This is a genomic window from Campylobacter sp. BCW_6889 (assembly GCF_001762535.1).
Classification (GTDB): Bacteria; Campylobacterota; Campylobacteria; order Campylobacterales; family Campylobacteraceae; genus Campylobacter_D; species Campylobacter_D jejuni.
Genome location: NZ_MJWZ01000030.1, coordinates 40,828 through 63,003, shown reverse-complemented (window position 1 = coordinate 63,003; position 22,176 = coordinate 40,828). Strand labels below are relative to the sequence as shown.

The following is a 22,176-nucleotide window of genomic DNA, read 5'->3' as shown; positions in this document are numbered from 1 at the left end:
AAAATGGCTCTTATAGATTTAATTGAAGCTTCAAAAAAATTTGGAGACAAAATAGTTTTAAATGAAGTAAATTTTAGCGCAAACGAGGGAGAAAAGATTGCCATTATAGGCAAAAATGGAGAAGGAAAATCTACTTTTTTAAAAACGCTTTTAGGCGCACTTCCTTTAGATAGCGGTAGAGTAATAAGACAAAATGGAAAAAGCATAGCCATGCTTTCACAAACCGTTGATTTTAACGCAAATTTAAGTGTAAAAGAAGCCATCAAGCAAGAGCTTGCAGAAATTTACAATGCCTTAGAAGAATATGAAATACTGCATAAAAAATTAGAAGAAGATCCTAGCAATAAAGATTATCTTAAAAAAATAGATACGCTTATGACTTTGATTGATAGTAAAGATGCTTGGAATATAGAATCTAAAATAATACGCGTTTTAAAAGAATTTAGTTTGCTTGAGTATGAAAATCGTATTATATCTACTTTAAGTGGTGGAGAAATACGCCGCGTTGGCCTTTGCATACTTTTACTAAAAAATCCTGATATTTTATTGCTTGATGAGCCAACTAATCATTTAGATGTATATATGACAAGCTTTTTAGAAGAATTGCTAAAAAATTCAAAGATGTGTGTGATTTTTATTTCCCATGATAGATATTTTATTAACGCTATAGCACACAAGTGTATAGAAGTGGAGCAGGGTAAACTTAGTATTTTTAAAGGCGGATATGCAAACTATTTAGAGAAAAAAACACAAATTTTGCAAAGCCTTGCTAAGAGCCATGAAACTCTTTTAAAGCAATTAAAAAGCGAAGAAGAATGGCTTAGAAGAGGGGTTAAGGCAAGACTTAAAAGAAATGAAGGACGAAAAGAACGCATTTTTAAAATGCGTGAAGAAGCGAAAAAAAATCCCGGAGCAATCAAACGCTTAAAACTTGAAATTTCAAGAGCGGCCTTAAATTTTAATGGAGGAAAAACGATCAATCGTAAAAAAATGCTTTTTGAGCTTAAAAATATAAGCAAAAATATAAACAATAAAAATCTTTTTAAAGATTTTTCAACGCGTATTTTACAAGGTGAACGCATAGCTATCGTAGGAAGAAATGGTTGTGGAAAATCGACATTGTTAAAAATTCTTCTAGGGCAAATAAAACAAGATAGCGGTGAAATAAAACGCGGAGAGCTTAAGATAGGATATTTTGATCAAGCTAGAAGCTTGGTAAATTCTGATAAAAGCTTGCTTGAAATTTTTTGTCCCAATGGTGGAGATAGGGTTGAAGTTCGTGGTAAAAATATGCATGTTTATGGATATTTGAAAAATTTTTTATTTCCTAAGGAATTTTTAGATAAAAGTGTGGCTCTTTTAAGTGGTGGAGAGAAAAATCGCGTTGCTTTAGCCTTGCTTTTTACTAAAGAATATGATGTTTTGATTTTAGATGAGCCAACTAATGATCTTGATATAGCTACGATTAATATACTAGAAGAATACTTACTTAGTTTTGAAGGGGCTATTTTGCTAGTATCACACGATAGATATTTTGTTGATAAAATCGCAACAAAACTTTATGCTTTTGAGGGAAATGGATATATAAATATTTTACACACTCTTTATACTGAATATCTTGAAAATGAAAAAGAAATTGAAGAATTGGATAATTTTGCTTTAGAGCTTCAAACCCAAGAGCAAAATAATAACCAAAAAGAAAAAAGCTCTAAAAAATTAAGCTACAAAGAAAATGAGATATTAAAAAACCATCCTGAAAAAATAGATTTTTTAGAGCAAAAGATAGCTAAATTAAATCAAGATTTATCCGATCCAAATGTATATCAAGAAATAGGTATTAACAAGCTTTATCAAGAGCTTGAAGTAATGCAAAAAGAACTTGAAATTCTAGAAAATGAGTATTTTTTAGTATTAGAGAAAAGTGAGAATTTATAATTAATAAAGATTTTATATTTTTTTACTCTATGGAGCGGGAAACGAGATTCGAACTCGCGACCCCAACCTTGGCAAGGTTGTGCTCTACCCCTGAGCTATTCCCGCAAAAAATAAGTGGTGCCCGAGGTCGGACTCGAACCGACACAAGGTTGCCCTTACCAGATTTTGAGTCTGGCGCGTCTACCAGTTTCACCACTCGGGCTCATTTTTAAGATTTAAAGTTGAAATTATACTTTTTTAGACTAAAAAATACTTTAAAAATAAAAAGTATTTTCAAAAAGATTATATAAAATTATGTAATTTAAATTTTTGGAACAGTTATTGCTTTTGTTTATTAGCAATGTTTGAAAAGATTTTAACTTTAATACTTTAGAGGAAAAAAATGAGAATTACAAATAAACTTAATTTCACAAATAGTGTGAATAATTCTATGGGTGGTCAAAGTGCTTTATATCAGATATCTCAACAACTTGCTTCAGGTTTAAAAATACAAAATTCATATGAAGATGCAAGCATTTATATAGATAATACGCGTCTTGAATATGAAATTAAAACATTAGAACAAGTAAAACAAGCAACAAACAGTGCAAAAGAAATGACTCAAAACAGCATGAAAGCTTTGCAAGATATGGTAAAACTTCTTGAAGATTTTAAAGTTAAAGTAACTCAAGCTGCAAGTGATGGGAACTCTCAAACTTCAAGGGAGGCTATAGCAAAAGAATTAGAACGCATAAAAGAGAGTATAGTTCAGCTTGCAAATACTAGCGTTAATGGTCAGTATCTTTTTGCAGGCTCACAAGTTGCAAATAAACCTTTTGATTCCAATGGTAATTATTATGGAGATAAAAATAATATCAATGTAGTAACTGGAGCTGGAACTGAAAGTCCTTATAATATACCTGGATGGGATTTATTTTTCAAAGCAGATGGAGACTATAAAAAACAAATTACTACTAATATCAGTTTTACAGATAATCGTTATACAGATAAAGATAAACAAGAATATTTAAACGGGGATTCTGCTTGGAAGCAGCTTATCGGGCAAAATTATGTAAAAGATGGAAAATTAGATCCGGATATAGATTTTGAAGATAAAGACCGAAAACTTAATTTTCCACCTTCAACACTCTATGTTCAAGGAACAAAACCAGATGGAACAAGCTTTAAAAGTGCAGTTTTAGTAAAACCAGATGATAAAATAGAAGATGTATTAGAGCAAATTGGTGCACTTTATGGCAACACTGCTAATAATAAAGTTGTAGAAGTAAGCATCAATAATAGTGGTCAAATTCAAATCACAGATTTAAAACAAGGCAATAATAAATTAGACTTTCATGCCGTAGCCTATACTCCACAAATGGACAAAACAGAAAGTTTCAAAGCAATGGAAAAATTTGTTAAGGATAATGATCTTAACATGGATAATGTTACCAATGCTGTTATGCAAGAGGCTATGAAAAATGGTGATATTACCAATCCAACTAGTCCAGTTACTATTAAATTAACAGGAAAAGATGGAAAAGAGCAAGAGTTTACCTTTAGTTTAGCTCAAACTGATTTTATTAAAAGCAATATGACTGATTCAGCTGGCAACAAAGCCAATGGTGCAGATTATGATAATGTTTATTTTGAAAAAGATGGAAATACTGTTTATGGTAATGTTTCTCAAGTTATTAAAGGAAGTAATGCTTATGCAACTGATTCAACCAAACTTAGCGAGGTAATGGCAGGAAATAGTCTAAATGGTACTACTTTAAATTTAAAAGTCAATTCCAAAGGTGGAAATTCTTACGATGTTACTATAAATTTACAAACTTCAACTGTAAGCTATCCTGATCCTAATATTCCAGGTCAAACCATAAGTTTTCCTATAACCCATACTGATCCTGCAACTGGAAATAGTGGAGTTGTTACAGGATCAAATGATATTACTTATGGTCAAATCAATGATATTATAGGTATGTTTGCCGCAGATAAAATTCCAACCCAAAGCATAACAGCTACAAATGGAAAAGTTGATGCAAATGGTTATAATAGTTTACAACAACTCATGAAAGATTCTCAAGCTACTGTTGATGTAAGCATGGATTATAAAGGTCGCATTAGCGTTACCGATAAGCTATCCTCAGGAACCAACATAGGAATTTCTTTAAGTGATTCTCAAAGTGGACATTTTCCGCAACCACCTTATACTACAACTGCGCAAGTAGAGAATGGTCCAAATTTTAGTTTTAGTGCCAATAATGCTTTAGTTATAGATGAACCAAATGTTGATCTTATAAAAGATTTAGATACTATGATAGATGCGGTTTTAAGTGGTAATATGAGAGCCGATGGAAATTCGGCCGATCCAAGAAATACCGGAATGCAAGGAGCTTTAGAAAGACTCGATCATTTAGCAGATCATATCAGCAAGCTTAATACAACCATGGGAGCTTATCATAATACTATAGATGGTGTCAATACTCGAGTAAATTTCTTAAGCGTAAATGTGCAAAGCATTAAGTCAAATGTTATTGATGTAGATTATGGTGAAGCTATGATGAATTTAATGCAAGTTCAACTTGCATATCAAGCTTCTCTTAAGGCTAGTACAACAATTTCTCAACTTAGCTTATTAAATTATATGTAAAAATTTATGGTATAATTTGGCTTTGATTTTATTTTTAAGGAAAGAATATTAAAAAAGAAGCCATTTTTACCAGCTCTACACTTGTTATTTTTTATATTTGTCTTTGTATGCTAGCACCTAGCATGGGAGAATGGGTTTACAAGGCTAATTTATTTTTATTTGGAGAATTTGGGTATTATTATCCATTTTTTTTACTTGTGTTAAATTATCTTTACTATAGAAAAAATTATAAAATAGAAAATTTTAAGCGTAGAGAGCTTTTTGGTTTTTCTTTGGCCTTTTTTTCTACTTTGCTTTTATTTTCTGTCTTTTATAGAGAGTTTGGGTATATTTTAGAAATTGTATATGGATTTTTTTCTATAATCTTAGGACATACAGGGAGTGGAATTTTTGCTCTTTTACTTTTGCTATTTTCTTTGATCTTATTGTTTCCGAAATTTGCAAAAGAAATTTTAAAAATAGAATTAGATTTTACTTTTTTATTAAAAGTAGAGCAAGCTTTTAAATCTTTACTTATGCGTGTATTTGGCGGAGAAAATGAGAAAGAAGATGTAGGTAAATCAGAACCTATGGCTCCAAAATTAAATATTTTGCAAGATAGTATTTATGAGAATTTGCAAATAAATAAAAAAGAAAAAACCAATAACTTAGAACAGATAATCAAAGATTGCAATATCAATGCAAGTAAAAATTCAATTACCACAGCTAAGGAAAACTTTGAAAAACTAAAAAATCAAATTTTAGATGAAACCATAGAGATTGATACACAAAGCTTAAAAGAATCAAGAAGTTTTGTTTATGAGCATTCTCAACAAGTGCGAAATTTCGCACAAAAGGCTAGCAAAATGAGCATTAGCCTTGATGAAGATTTTAATTTTATTTCAGAAGAAGGGGTAGATATGATTCCTGAACGTTTTTTAAAACCTAAAAAACTTGAAGATATAAAGCAAATAGATACAAATAAAAATTTAGATGAGCCAAGTTATAAGCGTAAAAATATTGAAATTCCAGTTTCTAAACAGGAAGTTAAACCAAAAATTTTCACAAAAGAGCTTGAACTTAGAGAGAATTTGATAAAAAAAGAAAAACTAGAACAAGAATACAAAGCCTATCAAAATGAAATTTTAGAAAATAAAGTAAAACAAGAAATTAAAAAATTAGAAGAATATGATGCGATAAATTCAAGCGATATTATAGAAGGGAATAAATACAGTTTTAATAACTCAAAGACAATCAAAACAGAAACAGAAGAATCAAACAAAATAAATGAAAATAAAAATCCAGATAAAGCAGACAATATCTTCGAATTTACTCCTATTGTAGAAGAGTTAAATCATCCTTATATAGAACCTACTCCTATAAAAAATATAAATGAAATAGTTATAGAAGAAAAAAATACACTCGATTTTATCCAAAATACAGAAATTAAAATCGATAATGAAAAAACAAATGATCAAGAAATTAAACTTCAAAAAGCAGTTTTAGCCAAAGAAATTGCTATTAACCAAGCTTTATTGCGTGAAATAGAGCAGGGTGAGATAGAAAAACCAAAAGATTTCACCTTGCCACCATTAGATTTTTTAGCTAATCCAAAAGAGCATAGACAAGAAATCAATGAAAGTGAAATAGATAAAAAAATTTATAATCTTCTTGAAAAGTTGCGTCGTTTTAAAATAGGTGGCGATGTTATAAGCACTTATGTTGGTCCTGTTGTAACTACTTTTGAATTTCGTCCTAGCGCAGATGTAAAAGTAAGTCGTATTTTAAATTTACAAGATGATTTAACTATGGCTTTAATGGCAAAATCAATCCGTATTCAAGCTCCAATACCAGGAAAAGATGTTGTAGGCATAGAAGTCCCAAATGATGAAATTCAAACTATTTATCTAAGAGAAATTTTACAAAGCGAAGTTTTTAAAAATGCTAAAAGTCCTTTAACTATAGCTTTGGGCAAAGATATAGTAGGCAATGCTTTTGTAACCGATCTTAAAAAACTTCCGCATTTACTCATCGCAGGAACTACAGGTAGCGGTAAAAGTGTGGGGATAAATTCTATGCTTTTAAGTCTTTTATATCGTAACTCTCCTAAAACCTTGCGTTTGATGATGATAGATCCTAAGATGCTTGAATTTAGCATTTATAATGATATTCCTCATCTTTTAACTCCTGTTATCACAGATCCAAAAAAAGCGGTCAATGCGCTTTCAAATATGGTGGCTGAAATGGAAAGACGCTATCGTTTAATGGCAGATGCAAAAACCAAAAATATAGAAAATTACAATGAAAAAATGAAAGAATTAGGTAGCGAAGAGCTCCCTTTTATTGTAGTAATTATTGATGAACTTGCCGATTTGATGATGACTGCGGGTAAAGATGTAGAATTTTATATAGGAAGACTTGCACAAATGGCAAGAGCAAGTGGAATTCACTTGATTGTAGCTACACAACGACCTTCTGTTGATGTTGTAACAGGGCTGATCAAAGCGAATTTGCCAAGTAGAATTTCTTATAAAGTAGGGCAAAAAGTTGACTCTAAAGTTATTTTAGATGCTATGGGTGCTGAGAGTTTACTTGGAAGAGGGGATTGTTTATTTACTCCTCCTGGAACAAGCTCTATAGTGCGTTTGCATGCGCCTTTTGCAAGCGAATTTGAAATAGAAAAAATCGTGGATTTTCTAAAGGATCAACAAAGCGTAGAATATGATGAAAGCTTTTTAAAAGATCAGCAAAGCGTGGGTGTTACAACAAATGAAAGCTTTGATGGGGAAGTAGATGAGCTTTATGAAGAAGCCAAAAGAGTGATCTTAGAAGATGGAAAAACAAGCATTTCTTATTTGCAACGCCGTTTAAAAATCGGCTATAACCGCTCTGCAAATATTATTGAACAACTTACGCAAAACGGGATTTTAAGCGAACCTGATGCCAAAGGACAAAGGGAAATCTTGTAAGATTTTTCTTGTATTTTTGATATATAAAACTGATTACAAAAGAAGAAATTTAAAAAGAAAAAGCCCCGTAAAAAGGGCTTAAAAATTATTTATCTCTAAGATTTAATTCAGTAATTAACTTACTATAAGAATTATAATCTTTTCTTTTAAGATAAGATAAAAGTCTTTTTCTTTGACCTACAAGTTTTAGAAGTCCTAGTCTTGATGAAAAGTCTTTTTTGTAGATTTTTAAATGTTCTGTAAGTTCTGCAATTCTTGCAGTTAAAAGAGCTACTTGAACTTCTGTTGAACCAGTATCACCTGGTTTTTTAGCGAATTTCGCAACTATTTCTGCTTTTTTGGCCGAATCCAAAGCCATGATAGACCTCCTGATTGGTAAAATAATAAAATTAAAGAACTGTAATTTTATCTTAAAAAGCAAAAAATAAACTGAATTTATCCTTTTTAGAAGGTTTTGTCAAAATTTAAGTCTTTTTCTAAGAATTATTTATTATAATTACAGCTATTTCTGTAGTTATAATAAGGAGAATTTGTGCTATTTACCAAAGCTAGCGAATACGCTTTACTTTCTTTAATTTATATTTCTCAAAAAGAAGCACCTCAAGATGTAGATTCTTTAGCTTTAGAGCTTGATATTCCCAAAAGTTTTTTAGCTAAAATTTTACAAACTTTAGCTAAAGATGGCTTGTTAAAATCCTTTAAAGGGGCAAAAGGTGGTTTTGCATTAATCAAAGAACCAAATCAATATACTATAAAAGAAATTGTTAATAGTGCTGAAAAAAAGGATATCAGTGTATTTGAATGCAGCGGTGGTACTTGTCCAAATAATAAAGAAAAAAATTGCACCTTAATGCCTATGTTAGTAAATTTACAAAATAAAGTAGATGAATTTTTAGATTCTATTACTTTAGAAGATATTATGAAAAATAATGGCAAAAAATAAAATAGTCGATTTAGTTTTTCCTTTTTTGGGGCCTTTAATTGCTCCTGTTTTAAAAGCTAAAAGCTTAACTATTGTTGGTTTTTTAGTTTGCATTTTAGCTATTATTATAGTTCCTTTACCAAGTCCTATTTTGGACTTTTTCTTAGCTTTAAGTATAGCTTTATCGGTATTAATTATTTTAATTTCTATTTATATACCTAAACCGACAGATTTAACAACTTTTCCAACTTTAATCTTGATTATTACTTTATTTAGACTTTCTTTAAATATAGCTACTACAAGGATGATTTTAAGCGAAGGGCAAAACGGCCCTGAAGCTGTGAGTGAGATTATAGCAGCATTTGGAGAATTTGTTGTTGGTGGAAATATGGTCATTGGTGTGATTGTATTTTGTATCTTAGTATTGATTAATTTCATGGTTGTAACAAAAGGTAGTACAAGGGTTTCTGAAGTACAAGCAAGATTTACACTTGATGCAATGCCGGGTAAACAAATGGCTATTGACGCGGATTTAAATGCAGGACTTATCGATGAACAAACCGCTAGAGCAAGACGTCAAGAAGTTATTGCTGAAGCAAACTTCTATGGTGCAATGGATGGTTCTTCTAAATTTATCAAAGGAGATGCTGTTGCAGGAATTATCATAACTATTATAAATATCATAGGTGGTTTTTTAATAGGATCTTTTCAGCACGATATGGCTTTAAGCGATGCTGCATCTACTTATACTATTTTAACCATAGGCGATGGACTTGTATCGCAAATTCCAGGGCTTATTACTTCTACTGCAACCGCTATAATTATCACTCGTGCAAGCAAAGATGAGGAAAATTTTGCAGAAGGAACTTTAACTCAACTTTTAAGTGAATATCGCACACTTTTAATAGTAGGTTTTGTACTTTTTATCTTTGCGTTAGTACCTGGTTTGCCAACTTTATCCTTGGGCTTTATGGCTTTAGTTTTTTTAAGTCTTGGCTATCTTACCAAGCAGGTTAAGGAAGGTAAAATTGATATAACCACAGTTAAAAAAAGCAAACCAAGTGCCGCAGCTGCATCTCAAAGTGGAGCAGGTGGGACAACGGCAGCACCTGCTAAGAAAAGCGAAGAGGAAATTCTCAAAGAAGAAGAGTACAAGATTAACGACATACTCAAAGTTGAAATTTTAGAACTTGAACTTGGATACGGACTTATTAAGCTTGCTGAAAACGAACTTACAGAAAGAATTCGCTCAATGAGAAGAAGTATTGCTGAAAGTTTAGGATTTTTAATGCCAAAAATAAGAATAAGAGATAATTTAAGACTTAAACCAAATGAGTATAGTTTTAAACTCAAGGGCGTGTCTATAGCAAGTGCTGAAATTTATCCGGATAAATATTTAGCCATGGATAGTGGTTTTATCACAGAAGAGATAGAAGGGATTGCTACAAAAGAACCTGCTTTTAACTCTGATGCACTTTGGATTGATGCGAATTTAAAAGATGAAGCAACATTAAATGGCTATATAGTAATAGATCCTGCAAGTGTTATTTCAACACATATGAGCGAACTTATCAAAGCACACGCAAGCGAACTTCTTACACGCCAAGAGGTGCAAAATCTTCTTGATAAGGTTAAAAATGATTATCCAATCATTGTAGAAGGTGCTTTAGGTGTTGCACCTGTAAGTCTTATTCAAAAAATTCTCAAAGACTTGCTTAAGCATCACATACCAATTAAAGATATGCTTACTATTTTAGAATCTGTAAGCGATATAGCAGAAGTAAGCAAGAGTTTTGATATGATTATTGAACATGTAAGGGCGTCTTTAGCTAGGATGATTACAAATATGTATTTAGATGATAAAGGAAATTTGGATATTTTTATCTTAGACTCTGCTAGCTCTGCAGTTTTAATGGAAAATGTACAATTTAGAGATGGAAGTTATCACTTGCCTTTAAGTGTAGCTCAAACAGGCACTTTAGTAGATACTCTAAGGGCTGAAGTTGCCGCGGTAGCAAATGGTCGTATCAAGCCTTTTATACTTTGCGTTGAACCGCAACTTAGAAAATTCATTGCTGATATTTGTTATAATTTTAGCATTAATATAGTAGTGTTAAGTTTTGCAGAAATTGCAGAAAATACAAATTTTAATACCGAGGGTATTATTAGGATAGAACTTTAAGGAATATAATGAAAATTTATCATCTTTCGCACACAGATCTTGATGGTTATGCTTGTCAATTTGTAGTAAATTTTTATTTTAAAAATGTGAAATTTTATAATTCTAATTATGGTAAAGAAATTAATGAAAATTTTAACTCTATTATAGGCGATATAGAAAAAGATGAAAATTTCGGAAAAGCTATTATTCTAATAACAGATTTAAATTTAAATTTAAATCAATGCGAAGAATTTGAAAAAATTTGTAAAGAGAAAAATATTAAAATTTTTCTTCTTGATCATCATCAGAGTGGTGAAGAATGCGCTCAAAAATATTCTTGGTATTTACTTGATTCTAAAAGATGTGCAACTAAAATCGTTTATGATTTTTTCTCTAAAATCTGCACCCCAGTTTTAAAACTTTCAAAATTTGTTGATGTAGTTAATGCTGTTGATATTTGGCTAAGCGAGGATGAAAATTTTGAACTTGGAAAGGTTTTTTTAGGCTTGATTGCCAATGCAAAAGAAATAAATCGCGTAATGTTTAAAGAATCGCAAATTGATTATATGTTTTTCTTGCTTGATAAGGCTTGGAAATTTATAGGAAAAGAAAATGCGAATATTTTACTCGATAATGCTACTCATTTTATAAAAAAGGATTATTTTGCCAGAAAAAATGATGATACTCTTTCTAATTTAATTTCTTATTTTGTAGTTGAAAAACTAAGTGAGCTAAAAGAAAATTTCAGTATAGAATATGAAGGCCATAAAGGCATCTTAACTTCAAATATAGGCAATACTTCTGTTATTGGAAATGATTTTTTAGTAAAAAATCCTGATTATGACTTTTTTATTGATGTTAGTTCTAGAAAAACCTTAAGTTTTCGTGCAAATGGAAAAATAGATGTAAGTTTAATGGCTAAAAATTTAGTAGGTGGTGGTGGACATAAAAATGCTAGTGGTGGACTTTTTGCGACATTTAAAGATGGAGCAAATTATAATCATATTAAGGCTCAAATTATTGATTTAATTAAAAGCAAAGAACTTAAAAAGGAAAACAATGAATCAAAACAATAATAAAACCTTAAAAAATGAACTAGAAGATTTACAATATGAGCTTAGCATAGTTTTAGAAGCTATGCTTTTATACGCTGGAGTTAAAAGAGAAAAATTAGAAAATGCAATAGAAGCTTATATCGATAATATAGATAATGTGCTCGAAAATTCGAACAAAGAAGGGGTTGATGAAATTTTAGAAGTCGTGGAATTTCTAAAAAATAAATACAAAGATTTTTTTCAATGAAAAAGTGTATTTTATTTTTTTTTAGTTTATATTCTTTAAGTTTTGCTAATATTTACGAAAAATTAAATGATTTTGCTTATGAAAAAAAACCGAACAAAGATTTTAAGATTCAAGAAGTTAAATTAGTACAATTTTCACAAGAAAATAAAGATTGCCTTGAGCTTTTAATAGAAGCTGGTCAAGTTAGAATTTTAAATAGCTATAACTCTTGTCAAAAATTATCTAAAGATAAAAGTTTTCAAAAATTTCTTAATGAAGATTTTTTAAAACTTTATAAAAATAATGGATACTTGATTAATGAAAATTTACAAAATTTGAAAAATACCATGCAGGATATTATGATATATTATAAACTCCGATATTCTTTTAGTAAAGATGTAAAAGATATGAGTAAAGATAAGAATTTGGATGTTTTAAATATAGATGAAAAAGATGGCGGTACTTTGCTTTATAAAATCAACAATCAAGCTTGCGTTGGAATAGAACTTACAAGACATGACTCAAGAATGGCTATGAAAATATACGGAATAGAAAATTTGGATAAAGAGTGCAAACTATTTATCCAATCGCCTTCTTTTAAAGATCTTTCTTACACAAAAAAAGATTTTAAGTGGTATTATTTAGAATAAATAAATGCTTTAATTTTTAAATAAAAATTTTTAAAAATCACACTTAAAGTAAAAGTATCTTGCCTTCCAAGATTTTGAAAAACGCAGTTATCTAAGTCTTTTTTTTCTTGAATGCTTAAATTTTTCATTAAACCAACCTTTAAAAATATTGCAAGCTTCAATTTTATCAAAAAAACTTTATTTTTATTTTAAAGTTTTAATTATAAGGCAAATAAATATTGTTTTAAGAATTTGAAGTTTTTTATTGAAATATTATTAACTTTTATTGACTTTTTTGAAGCAAAGTTATATACTGAATTCGAATTAGACAAATTTAAGGAGGAAAAACGATGAATAAATTTTCTATAGTTTTAACTTTGTTGTTATGTGGAAGTTGTGCTTTAGCCTTAGATCCAAATTTGGAAAAAACTAAGAGTGCAACAGGTATTGATCTACCTACTGCCAAATGGAATTTACCTAAGGCTTTAAATGAAGATGGTACTATAGATGAAACTAAAATGCCAAAAAATTCAGAATATAGCAAAATGGTTATTTTGGGAAATAAAATTCTTAATGAAACAAGTAAATATGTAGGTCCACAGGCCAAAGATCCTAAAAAAAGATTTGCGGGAAATAATCTTTCTTGTTCAAGTTGCCATGCTAATGGTGGAAGTGTACAAAATCAATCAGGTTTTGTAGGAATTTGGGCAAGATTTCCACAATATAATGCCAGAGGAGATAAAGTAATTACCTTAGCAGATAGGATCAATGGCTGTTTTGAACGCTCTATGAATGGCAAAAGAATGCCTAGTGATGCGCCTGAAATGAAAGCCATGCTAACTTATATGCAATGGTTATCTCAAGGAGTTCCAGTAGGAGCTAAGATAGAAGGGCAGGGGCTTAAGAAGATAGATTTCATCTCGAGAGCAGCTGATCCTAAAAAAGGTAAGGCAATTTATATGGATAAATGTGCCGTTTGTCATCAAGAAAATGGATTAGGGCTTAAAAATGAGGATAGTGCAGGGGCGTATTATCTTTATCCACCACTTTGGGGCAATGATAGTTATAATACAGGAGCTGGAATGTATCGTCTTATCAAAGCTGCTTCTTATATTAAAGAAAATATGCCTCAAGGTGCGCCTGACTTAAGTCTTGAAGATGCTTATGATGTAGCAGCTTACATGAATTCACAAGCTCGCCCTATTAAAGCAAATAGAGATAAAGACTTTCCAGATAGAAAGGTTAAACCTTTAGATATGGATGTAGGACCTTATGATGATAGCTTTTCTACAACCCAACATCGCTATGGACCTTATACAAATATGATCAAAAAATAATTTTAAGGCAATTTTTATTGCCTTAAAAAATTTATTATTTCATATTGCTTAATTTTTTAACTAGATCTTCTAAATCTTGCATCGAATTGATTGCACTTGGGTTAATTTGATATTTTCCATTAACAACAAAAGCAGGGGTGCCATAGGTTTTAGCTATATCATTAGCTCTTTGAAACTCGCTTAAAATTTCTTTAGCTTTTGGGGTATTTAAAAAATTTAATACTTCATTTTTATTTACATTCATAGCCTTTAAACCTATGTCGTAAAATTCATCTAAATTCGAAAAATTTCTTTGCTTGTTTAAAAAATAAGAAACAAAATAAACATCAGCAAGTTTATGAGATAAACTATCAGAATAACTCGCGTCTTTACCATTTTGCTCATCTTTGTATTGAGCAAAGGCAAAAAGATCATTCATTTCTTTGGAAAAATCTCCATTCATTAAACTTACAGGATAGAGTTTAAAATGCAAATTTGGAAAAGCTTCTCTTAGTTTTTCAAGGGTTCCAAATTTATGATGATTATAACAATGTATACATTTATAAGAAAATGCTTCTATTACACTATTTTCGGAGTTGGGTAAATTTGGATTAAGAGTAATAAAACTATTATTTGCTAACGCAAAACTTGAGCAAAATACAAGCGCTAAAACAAATTTGCAAAAAAAATTACGCATACTATATCCTTGATTAAATAAAATTTTCAGAGATAATTTTATTTAAAAAAAATAAATAAGCCCAAATTTATTTTTGGGCTTATTGTTTTATTTTTTAGGATTGAATGCTTGATCAACGCTAAAAGGCATTGCTTGATAACCCGTGCCTGAACCGCTAAATTGAATTTGAACCGAAGGCTCCTTAGCACCCCAGTTAAATTCATCAATTTCAGGTTTTGGCTCTCCAAGACTTACACCTTTGCTAAGATCAAAAGCCATTCCAGCTGTTGCGCTATAAACCATAATAGAATCTTTATCTGGTTCATATTGAGTTAGAGAAGTTACAGGAGAAAACCATTCATTTCCACGATTTTTACCATATTCCCAAATTTGTTCCACAGTTTTATTTTGCTGATCGATTTTATAAATTACAGCACGAGAATATTTTTGACTTGCAAACGCAGGTTGTTCAGCTCCTCTTGCATCACCATTATCAAAAACACTTATATAAATATAACGCTTGTTTGATTTACTATCAATTCTCCAGCCTGTATGTTGCGTCCAAGTGAAATCAAATCCACCATTGTCATTTTCATAACCTGGGCATTTGCTATAATCATCATCACAAACAATTTTTTTGCCATTTTTATCTACAGGTTGCAATAAATATTTTTGAAATTCTTTATTCCACCCTTTATGTGCCCCTAAAATCCATTTTATTTTTTTATCACGACCAATTTTAACAACAGCACTTTGATGGCGACTAGAAATAATAATACTATCATCACTTGGATCATAATCAACGCTATTTACATGAGCCCAATTCCTACCTATACCTGTACCTGCTATATCTCCAAATTTGTCGCTTTCATCCATTTTGGCAAGTTCTTCATCGCTTAAAGTTTTACCCGCTTTGCTTGCATCTATATTTAAACACACTGCACCTTGATCTAAAGCTTTGATAATAGTACTTCTATAAGGATCTAAAATCTCATACAATCTCCAATCATCAACAACATTACCATTCTCATCTACTTCTATAATAGTATCACGCACTGTGCGTACATGCTTACCATCTGGACGCAAAGTATTTGCTGAAGCTACTCTTAATAAATAATGCCCATTTTGCATATTGTCCATAGCATGAGAAAAATCTATATAGGTAGCAGGTAATTTGCGATTGAAAATTTCTCTTCCTAAGATATCGTATTTTACATATCTTTGACCAAATCCCCAAGTTAAAGCTCCATCTTTGTTTTGATGAAAACCCATCATAATTCCACGATTGTAAATATTATCCCAGTTCATTAGTTTATCGTTATCAAAATACCATCTGATTTCACCCTTAGTATCTATGATAAAGACATTTGAATTTTCATCCCATTCCATAGCACCACCTACAGGATTATTCCATACAGATTGTGAGCCTTTGCCAGATTGTTTTCCAGGAGCATTATTTACTAAATATAGCCTATCTGAAAATTTTGGATCCATTTTTAATACTTTCACATTTTCAAAAGGAGTTCCTCTTTGATCAGTACTTCCACTTGGTTCTATGCTAACCCCTGGAGTTGTAATTTTATAAATCTCATCAATGACTTTTTGACTTTTACCATTTGCAGTTTTAGTATAACTTACCTTTACTGTATTTAAATAAGAAGGATAAAGTCCAAAAATAGGAATTCCACCATAAGTCTTAGCCATTTTAGAATTCACATTATAAGAAATAGTTTGACCATTTGGTTTAGGAACAATGGTTACTTTTATATCACTTAAGACATAACCATTATCCATAATAATAGCGGTCAAAGGAGACAATCCATAAGGATTCATTTTAATCGCACCTATTTGTCCTTGAATTTGCCAATCTATTTTCGCTCCACTAGGACCACCCATGGCCATTAAAGCATTAGGTGCAAGTAGGGTAGAACCCGCCAAAAGTGCCATACAAAGAGTTTTGCTAAGTCTCATGATCAATCCTTTAAAATTATTTAAGCCATCCTAAGATAGCTTAATAAAATTTTAATAATACACAACAAAAATAATTTGTTGCGTATTTTAAGAGTATCTTTAAATGACTTGATTTAAATGATTTAAACTAGCTATATTTTGATTTGGATTTTTTGGTTCGCCTATAAATTTAAGCATCAAAACCAAAATAACAATCACCAATGCAAAAATTTTAGCATTAGGTTTATTTTTATCTAAAACATAGACTATAAACATTGCAAAAAGCACAATAAAACAACATAAAAATGCTATAAGACAGCAAATTGCCATATTCATAAACTTTAAACTAGGAATCAAATACCAACCATTGCTATAAAGCCCATTTTCAAAATTAGGTGGAGTTCCTATAAAAAATTTTTGAAAAGCATTAAGATGATTATAAGCATTTTCTGGAACTACAGGGGTATCCATCCCACATTCTCCTGTTGGCAAAAACCAACTAGGAGCCCACTCATGCAAAGGTAAATTAAATGGATAAATAGGAATTTCACGACATCCATCTACACCTGCAAAAGGATTTTCAGAATGAACCACTTCATGAATATGATTTAAAGTTATACAATGCTCCAAGCCAAGCCAAATTCCATAAAAAGCTAAGCCATAAGAAAAAATTTTTATAATATTATTTTTAGGGTTGATTAATGCAATCATACCACCTATAGCCATAACAAGCATATCAAATCTTATATACACACATTGTTCGCAAGGTTCCATAAAAAGATATTCTTGAAATAAAAAATGCGCTATACAAGTAAGCCCTATAGTAACTATAATCAAAATTAACCAAGGTTTGCGCGTATCTTGCCATTTGGAAAGTGAAAAATTTCTGCAATTATCTTTCATTTTTATACAACTCATTTTTGCTTGCTAAGTTCTTTAGTAATTTCAATCAAAGCCTCTGGAGAGTTAATTGCACTTGGAACGATTTGATATTTTCCATTAACAACAAAAGCAGGGGTGCCATAATTTTGCGAAATAGGATTGGCAATTTCATAACTTTTTAAAAGCTCTGCAGCCTCTGGAGTTTTTAAGAAATTTTCAAAATCAGCTTTACTTACATTCATTGCTTTTAAACCGACACTATAAAAAGCTTCAGGATTTTTACCATTTTCCCATCTTTGTTTTTTCTTAAAATATGCATTAAAATAAGCTTCAGCAACTTTATGAGTTAAGCTATTTTTATCCGTAGGATCAGCTTTATTTACACCATCTTTAAATGCCGCAAAAGCAAAAATTTCATTAGCTTGCTTTCCATAATCTCCCATAGAACTTACAGGATAAAATTTATAAGTTAAATTAGGTAATTTTTCTTTAACTTTACCCATGGTATTAAATTTGTGATGATCATAGCAATGAGTACAGCGATAAGAAAAAATTTCAATCAATGAATTATCAGCGTTAGCAATAGGATTTTTAAGAATTACATATTCTTTACCTTCACTTAATGCACTGGCACTTATACCTGCTAAAAAAGCACATACAACAATAGATCTTGCTAATTTTACTGGAAATTTCATTACCTTCTCCTTGAAATTTGGTTTTGATAAAACTTTTTATTAAGTTTTTATGTAATAACCATTATAAAACTATTAAAATAAAAATATTCTTAAAAATTTTATAACTAAGAATATTTACTTTAACTAAAAATCAAGAATAGGGGATTAAAAAATTTAATGCACAAGTTATCATTTTTATGTATATTTTGATAATAATATAAAATCATTTAATTTTTAAATATTCTTTATAGTTTTCAAGAAAAATAAAATATAATTTTAATTTACAAAATAAAATTATCAATTTTTTACATTATATTTTATGGATAAGTTTATTTCACTCAAAAGGTAAAATCATAAAAGTATGTAAAAATAGTAGCTTAATCTATATCAAAGTAGAATAATCTAGGTGTATATAAAAAAGTTTGAAAATTACAGTTTTCAATACAAAATTATAAATTTTACATATTTTTACCTTTTATCATATCTTTTTATGATTGATATAAGATTTATTTAATAAAAATATTTTAATCTTTTTGGCTTGCATATAAAAACAAACTTTTTCCTAAAAAAGCTTTTTTTTACTAAGTTAATACTAAAATACCTTTTCTAGTTAAAAAGCTAAAATTTTAGATTTAGGAAAAGTTTTTATGAAATACCCTTTAGATTGTGAAGAAAATTTTGAAAAATCATTCTTATTTTGGCTAGCAAAATATGTAAAATTTAAACTCAACTCGCTATCTAACAAAGAATTAAAAAATCCACAAGCTTTAGCAGAAGTTAATTTTGCTCTTGCAAAAGGTGTAAAAAACATTGAAGAACTTGACGCTCTAGCAAAAAAAGCAAGAAATGCTGGTTTAAGTGGAGTTAATACTTATTTTAATCCTTTAAAAAAAGTATTTGAATATTTAAATTTTTACAAGCTTTACTCTTTAAAACAGATTGATGAAGAACTCATTGTAGAAGTTTTAGCAAGTATAACAGGTGCTTTATCAGATGCAAGTAAAAAAAATTACCGTATTGCTGTGATTAATTTTTTTGATTTTTTAGACAAGCAAAATGAAGAAGATGAAAAAGCGCATATTTTCAATATCAATCTTAAAAACTGGGCAGGTATAGCAGGTTCTAAAGGGGTAAAATTACCTGAATTTATGAGTGAAGAAGAACTTAAAAAATTTCTTGATGCTATTGAAAATGCAGATTTTAAAAACAATACCATACGCAATAAGCTTATTATTAAAATCATCATTTTTACAGGCATACGGGTAAGTGAAGCTATCAATATCAAAATGGGTGATATTAGTGAAGAAAACGATCTTTATATCATAAGAATAAGAGCTAAAGGCAATAAATATCGCGTTGTAATGATAAAAAAAGAACTTATTTACGATTTGCTGAAAAATGTAAGTATTAATTATATGAGTAAAGACGCCCTACTTTTCGTCAATAAAAAAGGCACTCCACTGACTCAATCTTATGTCAGTCGCATAGTAGAACAGCTTTTATTTCGTGCAGGAATTCGCAAACAAAAAAATGGCGCTCACATGTTGCGTCATACTTTTGCCACCCTACTTTATAAAAAGCAAAAAGATTTGGTTTTAGTTCAAGAAGCTTTAGGACATGCAAGTTTAAATACCTCAAGAATTTACACTCATTTTGATAATGATAAATTAAAACTTGCCGCACAGGTTGCAAAGGAATTAAGTGACTCTTGAAGACTACGCTGTTTTTGGTAAATATTTTTACCATGATTTAAAACACATTTTAAAAGCCTTTAACCACAAAGAAAGTAAAAAATGCTTTAAATTTATAGAAAAATATAAAAATGATTTTTATCTTTTAATGTTTGCTGATTATGAGCTATATAGATATTTTCAAGATAAAAATTTCACAAGCAAAAAAGCCTATTTGTCCGTATTTGCTTTTAAAAAAAGAAAAAAATTTCAAAAAGAATATATTGATGAAGAAAAATTTATTCCTAAATTTATAAATTTTTTAGATCAAGATAATTACAAAGAAAATTTCATCAAGGTTAAAGAGGCGATCTCCAAAGGAAGAGTTTATCAAATCAACCTCACTCAAAATTTTAAATTTCATAGCAAAATGGATTCTTTTGAACTTTTTAAACTTTTGCTTTCTAGACAAGACACCGAATTTAAAGCTTTTATAAAAGATGGAGCAAGAGAAATTTTGTCCTTCTCTCCTGAACTTTTCTTCAAAACCAAAAAAAGAAAAATATTTACAAAACCTATGAAGGGCACAATTAAGCGTGATAAAGATCCTATAAAAGATGAAGAAAATAAAACCTTCTTACAAAATGATACAAAAAATCTAAGTGAAAATGTTATGATTTGTGATCTTTTGCGTAATGATCTTTCAAAAATCATCACAAAAAAAAGCTTAAAAACTAAACTTTTTGAAATTCAAAGTCACCCTACTTTACATCAAATGACTTCAAGCGTACAAGGAAAACTTAAAAAAAATATTTCTTTATATCAAATTTTTAAAGCTCTCTTTCCTTGCGGTTCTATTACAGGTGCTCCAAAGATTGAAAGTATTAAATTTATTAAAGAATTAGAACAAAGAGAGCGTGGTATTTACTGCGGAACCATAGGTTTAATACATAAAAATAAAAATAAATTTAGCGTAGCCATACGCACCTTAGAAAAACAAGATGAAATTTATACTTATAGCACCGGTAGTGGCTTGGTTTGGGACTCAAATTTCAAAGATGAATTTGAAGAATTAAAACTTAAAAGCGCGATCTTAAATCCTTGTGATTTTCATCTTTTTGAAACCATGTATTTTAAAAATTCTCAAATTTTATTTTTAAAAGAGCATTTATTAAGGCTTATAAATTCAGCTCTTAAATTTAATTTTAATACTCACAACATCTTTAAAGATTTTTATAATATTTTAAATCAAAAAAGTTCTTATAAAGAATATCAAAATTTTACACTTTTTAAACTCGATGAAAAAATTTTCCACAAAAAACACTCTTTATTTTATAATTTTTCGCTACCCTTTAAAAATCCACACAAAGAAGGAATTTTAAAACTGATTTTATATAAAGACGGAAGATACAAATTTCAACAAAGTGCCTTAAAACAAAATTCAAACGATATTTTGCTTTTAAGTGATGATAAAATTAACTCAAAAAGTGACAATCTCTATCACAAAAGCTCTTTGCGTACTTTTTATAATCAACACTCATACAAATGGCATCAAAACTTGTGTTATGACATAGCTTTTTTTAACGAAAAAGATGAACTTTGCGAAGGTTCAAGAACCAATCTCATCTTAGAAAAAAACTCTCAATTTTATACTCCACAAATTCAAAGCGGTATGTTAAATGGCGTATATAGAAATTTCTTAATCAATCTTGGTTTGATAAAAGAAAAAGCATTATTTAAACAAGATTTATTTGAAGCAGAAAATATTTATTGTATTAATTCCGTGCGTGGTTTAAAAAAGGTAAAATTACAATGAAGAAAATTTTATTTATAGATAATTATGATTCTTTTAGTTATACCATCATCTATTATCTTAAAGAACTTGGTTTTGCATGTAAAGTGATAAAAAATGATGCCTTTAAAAAAGCTAAAGAATTAGAAAAATTTGATTTCACTCATCTTATCATCTCTCCTGGCCCTCATTCTCCCAAGGAATCTAAATTAAGCTTAAAAGCAATCAAATATTTTAAAAAAAATAAAAAAATTTTAGGTATATGTTTAGGACATCAGTGTATAGCTGAAGTTTTTGGCGGCAGGGTTTCTAAAATACAAAATCCCATGCATGGTAAAATTTCTAAACTTTATTTTAAAAAAGATCCTATTTTTAAGGGTATTAAAAAAGAAATTGAAATTTGCTTATATCATTCTTTGTATATTAGTTCTATGCCTAAAAAATGCAAAATTTTAGCTCATAATTCAGAAAATATTATTATGGCAATTAAACATAAAAAATATCCTATTTATGGATTGCAATTTCACCCCGAAGCGGTTTTAACTCAAAAAGGTAAAAAAATACTTAAAAACTTTATGAAGCTTTAGTCTTTTTTGCATTTAAAATATAAATATGAAAATCTAAAATAAAATATCCTTAAAATAATTATCATTAATATAAATTTATAAATAAAAAAAACCGATAACAATATAAATTAATTTAAAAAGA

At 29.6% G+C, this 22,176-nt stretch carries 18 protein-coding genes and 2 tRNA genes; 12 read left to right on the top strand and 8 right to left on the bottom strand.

Annotated elements, in window-relative coordinates:
- The first annotated feature begins 3 nt into the window (after nucleotides 1-3).
- A complete protein-coding gene (gene abc-f / locus AJ939_RS03295; protein WP_070276253.1) occupies nucleotides 4-1,935 on the top strand; it encodes a ribosomal protection-like ABC-F family protein in 1,932 nt (643 codons plus the stop codon).
- A gap of 30 nt (nucleotides 1,936-1,965) precedes the next feature.
- On the opposite strand, the gene AJ939_RS03290 is transcribed toward abc-f, so the two are convergent.
- A tRNA-Gly gene (locus AJ939_RS03290) sits at nucleotides 1,966-2,040 on the bottom strand.
- A 10-nt stretch (nucleotides 2,041-2,050) separates the two neighbouring features.
- A tRNA-Leu gene (locus tag AJ939_RS03285) sits at nucleotides 2,051-2,137 on the bottom strand.
- Between the two features lie 180 nt (nucleotides 2,138-2,317).
- On the opposite strand from AJ939_RS03285, the gene flgL reads away from it, so the two are divergent.
- Together flgL and AJ939_RS03275 are read left to right on the top strand one after the other, a co-directional pair.
- Nucleotides 2,318-4,567, top strand: coding sequence for a flagellar hook-associated protein FlgL (flgL, locus tag AJ939_RS03280; protein WP_070276256.1), 2,250 nt, complete (start codon nucleotides 2,318-2,320; stop codon nucleotides 4,565-4,567).
- 107 nt (nucleotides 4,568-4,674) lie between these two features.
- A complete protein-coding gene (locus AJ939_RS03275; protein ID WP_044780499.1) occupies nucleotides 4,675-7,515 on the top strand; it encodes an FtsK/SpoIIIE family DNA translocase in 2,841 nt (946 codons plus the stop codon).
- Nucleotides 7,516-7,600: 85 nt separating this feature from the next.
- Here AJ939_RS03275 and rpsO read toward each other — a convergent pair whose 3' ends face one another.
- Nucleotides 7,601-7,873: a 30S ribosomal protein S15 gene (gene rpsO / locus AJ939_RS03270; RefSeq protein ID WP_002852579.1), complete on the bottom strand. Its 273-nt coding sequence runs from the start codon at nucleotides 7,871-7,873 to the stop codon at nucleotides 7,601-7,603.
- A 174-nt stretch (nucleotides 7,874-8,047) separates the two neighbouring features.
- On the opposite strand from rpsO, the gene AJ939_RS03265 reads away from it, so the two are divergent.
- Genes AJ939_RS03265 through AJ939_RS03245 form a run of 5 tightly spaced genes read left to right on the top strand, consistent with a single transcriptional unit; the run spans nucleotide 8,048 to nucleotide 12,529 of the window.
- The gene (locus AJ939_RS03265) at nucleotides 8,048-8,458 is read left to right on the top strand and encodes an Rrf2 family transcriptional regulator (RefSeq protein ID WP_044780498.1); all 411 of its coding nucleotides are present in this window, start codon (nucleotides 8,048-8,050) and stop codon (nucleotides 8,456-8,458) included.
- Nucleotides 8,445-10,619, top strand: coding sequence for a flagellar biosynthesis protein FlhA (gene flhA, locus AJ939_RS03260; protein WP_002890378.1), 2,175 nt, complete (start codon nucleotides 8,445-8,447; stop codon nucleotides 10,617-10,619). Before AJ939_RS03265 ends, flhA begins: the two co-directional genes overlap by 14 nt.
- A gap of 8 nt (nucleotides 10,620-10,627) precedes the next feature.
- Nucleotides 10,628-11,674, top strand: a complete 1,047-nt coding sequence (locus AJ939_RS03255) for a DHH family phosphoesterase (protein WP_002861508.1) — start codon at nucleotides 10,628-10,630, stop codon at nucleotides 11,672-11,674.
- The gene (locus tag AJ939_RS03250) at nucleotides 11,658-11,900 is read left to right on the top strand and encodes a hypothetical protein (RefSeq protein ID WP_002852415.1); all 243 of its coding nucleotides are present in this window, start codon (nucleotides 11,658-11,660) and stop codon (nucleotides 11,898-11,900) included. The genes AJ939_RS03255 and AJ939_RS03250 overlap by 17 nt, the downstream gene beginning before the upstream one ends.
- Nucleotides 11,897-12,529: a hypothetical protein gene (locus AJ939_RS03245; protein ID WP_002861507.1), complete on the top strand. Its 633-nt coding sequence runs from the start codon at nucleotides 11,897-11,899 to the stop codon at nucleotides 12,527-12,529. Before AJ939_RS03250 ends, AJ939_RS03245 begins: the two co-directional genes overlap by 4 nt.
- Here the strand turns inward: AJ939_RS03245 and AJ939_RS10850 are convergent.
- Complete coding sequence (locus AJ939_RS10850; protein WP_053872213.1) at nucleotides 12,517-12,657, bottom strand: hypothetical protein; 141 nt, start codon at nucleotides 12,655-12,657, stop codon at nucleotides 12,517-12,519. The two genes, AJ939_RS03245 and AJ939_RS10850, sit on opposite strands and share 13 nt — an antisense overlap.
- A 201-nt stretch (nucleotides 12,658-12,858) precedes the next feature.
- On the opposite strand from AJ939_RS10850, the gene AJ939_RS03235 reads away from it, so the two are divergent.
- Nucleotides 12,859-13,845 (top strand): c-type cytochrome, encoded by a 987-nt coding sequence (locus tag AJ939_RS03235; RefSeq protein ID WP_044779283.1) that lies wholly within the window; start codon nucleotides 12,859-12,861, stop codon nucleotides 13,843-13,845.
- A gap of 34 nt (nucleotides 13,846-13,879) precedes the next feature.
- Here the strand turns inward: AJ939_RS03235 and AJ939_RS03230 are convergent, their stop codons facing one another.
- From AJ939_RS03230 to AJ939_RS03215, 4 genes are all read right to left on the bottom strand, one after another.
- Complete coding sequence (locus AJ939_RS03230; RefSeq protein WP_044779244.1) at nucleotides 13,880-14,521, bottom strand: thiol:disulfide interchange protein DsbA/DsbL; 642 nt, start codon at nucleotides 14,519-14,521, stop codon at nucleotides 13,880-13,882.
- Between the two features lie 87 nt (nucleotides 14,522-14,608).
- Nucleotides 14,609-16,471, bottom strand: a complete 1,863-nt coding sequence (locus AJ939_RS03225; RefSeq protein ID WP_002861503.1) for an aryl-sulfate sulfotransferase — start codon at nucleotides 16,469-16,471, stop codon at nucleotides 14,609-14,611.
- A gap of 99 nt (nucleotides 16,472-16,570) precedes the next feature.
- A complete protein-coding gene (dsbI, locus tag AJ939_RS03220) occupies nucleotides 16,571-17,368 on the bottom strand; it encodes a protein-disulfide oxidoreductase DsbI (RefSeq protein ID WP_070233345.1) in 798 nt (265 codons plus the stop codon).
- Complete coding sequence (locus AJ939_RS03215) at nucleotides 17,365-18,027, bottom strand: thiol:disulfide interchange protein DsbA/DsbL (RefSeq protein WP_052780819.1); 663 nt, start codon at nucleotides 18,025-18,027, stop codon at nucleotides 17,365-17,367. Before AJ939_RS03215 ends, dsbI begins: the two co-directional genes overlap by 4 nt.
- A gap of 626 nt (nucleotides 18,028-18,653) precedes the next feature.
- On the opposite strand from AJ939_RS03215, the gene AJ939_RS03210 reads away from it, so the two are divergent.
- Genes AJ939_RS03210 through AJ939_RS03200 form a run of 3 tightly spaced genes read left to right on the top strand, consistent with a single transcriptional unit; the run spans nucleotide 18,654 to nucleotide 22,055 of the window.
- Nucleotides 18,654-19,718 carry a tyrosine-type recombinase/integrase gene (locus AJ939_RS03210; protein ID WP_070274811.1) on the top strand — a complete coding sequence of 355 codons (1,065 nt, stop codon included), beginning with the start codon at nucleotides 18,654-18,656 and terminating at the stop codon, nucleotides 19,716-19,718.
- On the top strand, nucleotides 19,708-21,492 hold the full coding sequence (locus AJ939_RS03205) for a bifunctional chorismate-binding protein/class IV aminotransferase (protein WP_070276258.1): 1,785 nt from the start codon (nucleotides 19,708-19,710) through the stop codon (nucleotides 21,490-21,492). Before AJ939_RS03210 ends, AJ939_RS03205 begins: the two co-directional genes overlap by 11 nt.
- Nucleotides 21,489-22,055 (top strand): anthranilate synthase component II, encoded by a 567-nt coding sequence (locus tag AJ939_RS03200; RefSeq protein WP_070239636.1) that lies wholly within the window; start codon nucleotides 21,489-21,491, stop codon nucleotides 22,053-22,055. Before AJ939_RS03205 ends, AJ939_RS03200 begins: the two co-directional genes overlap by 4 nt.
- Nucleotides 22,056-22,176: the final 121 nt, after the last annotated feature.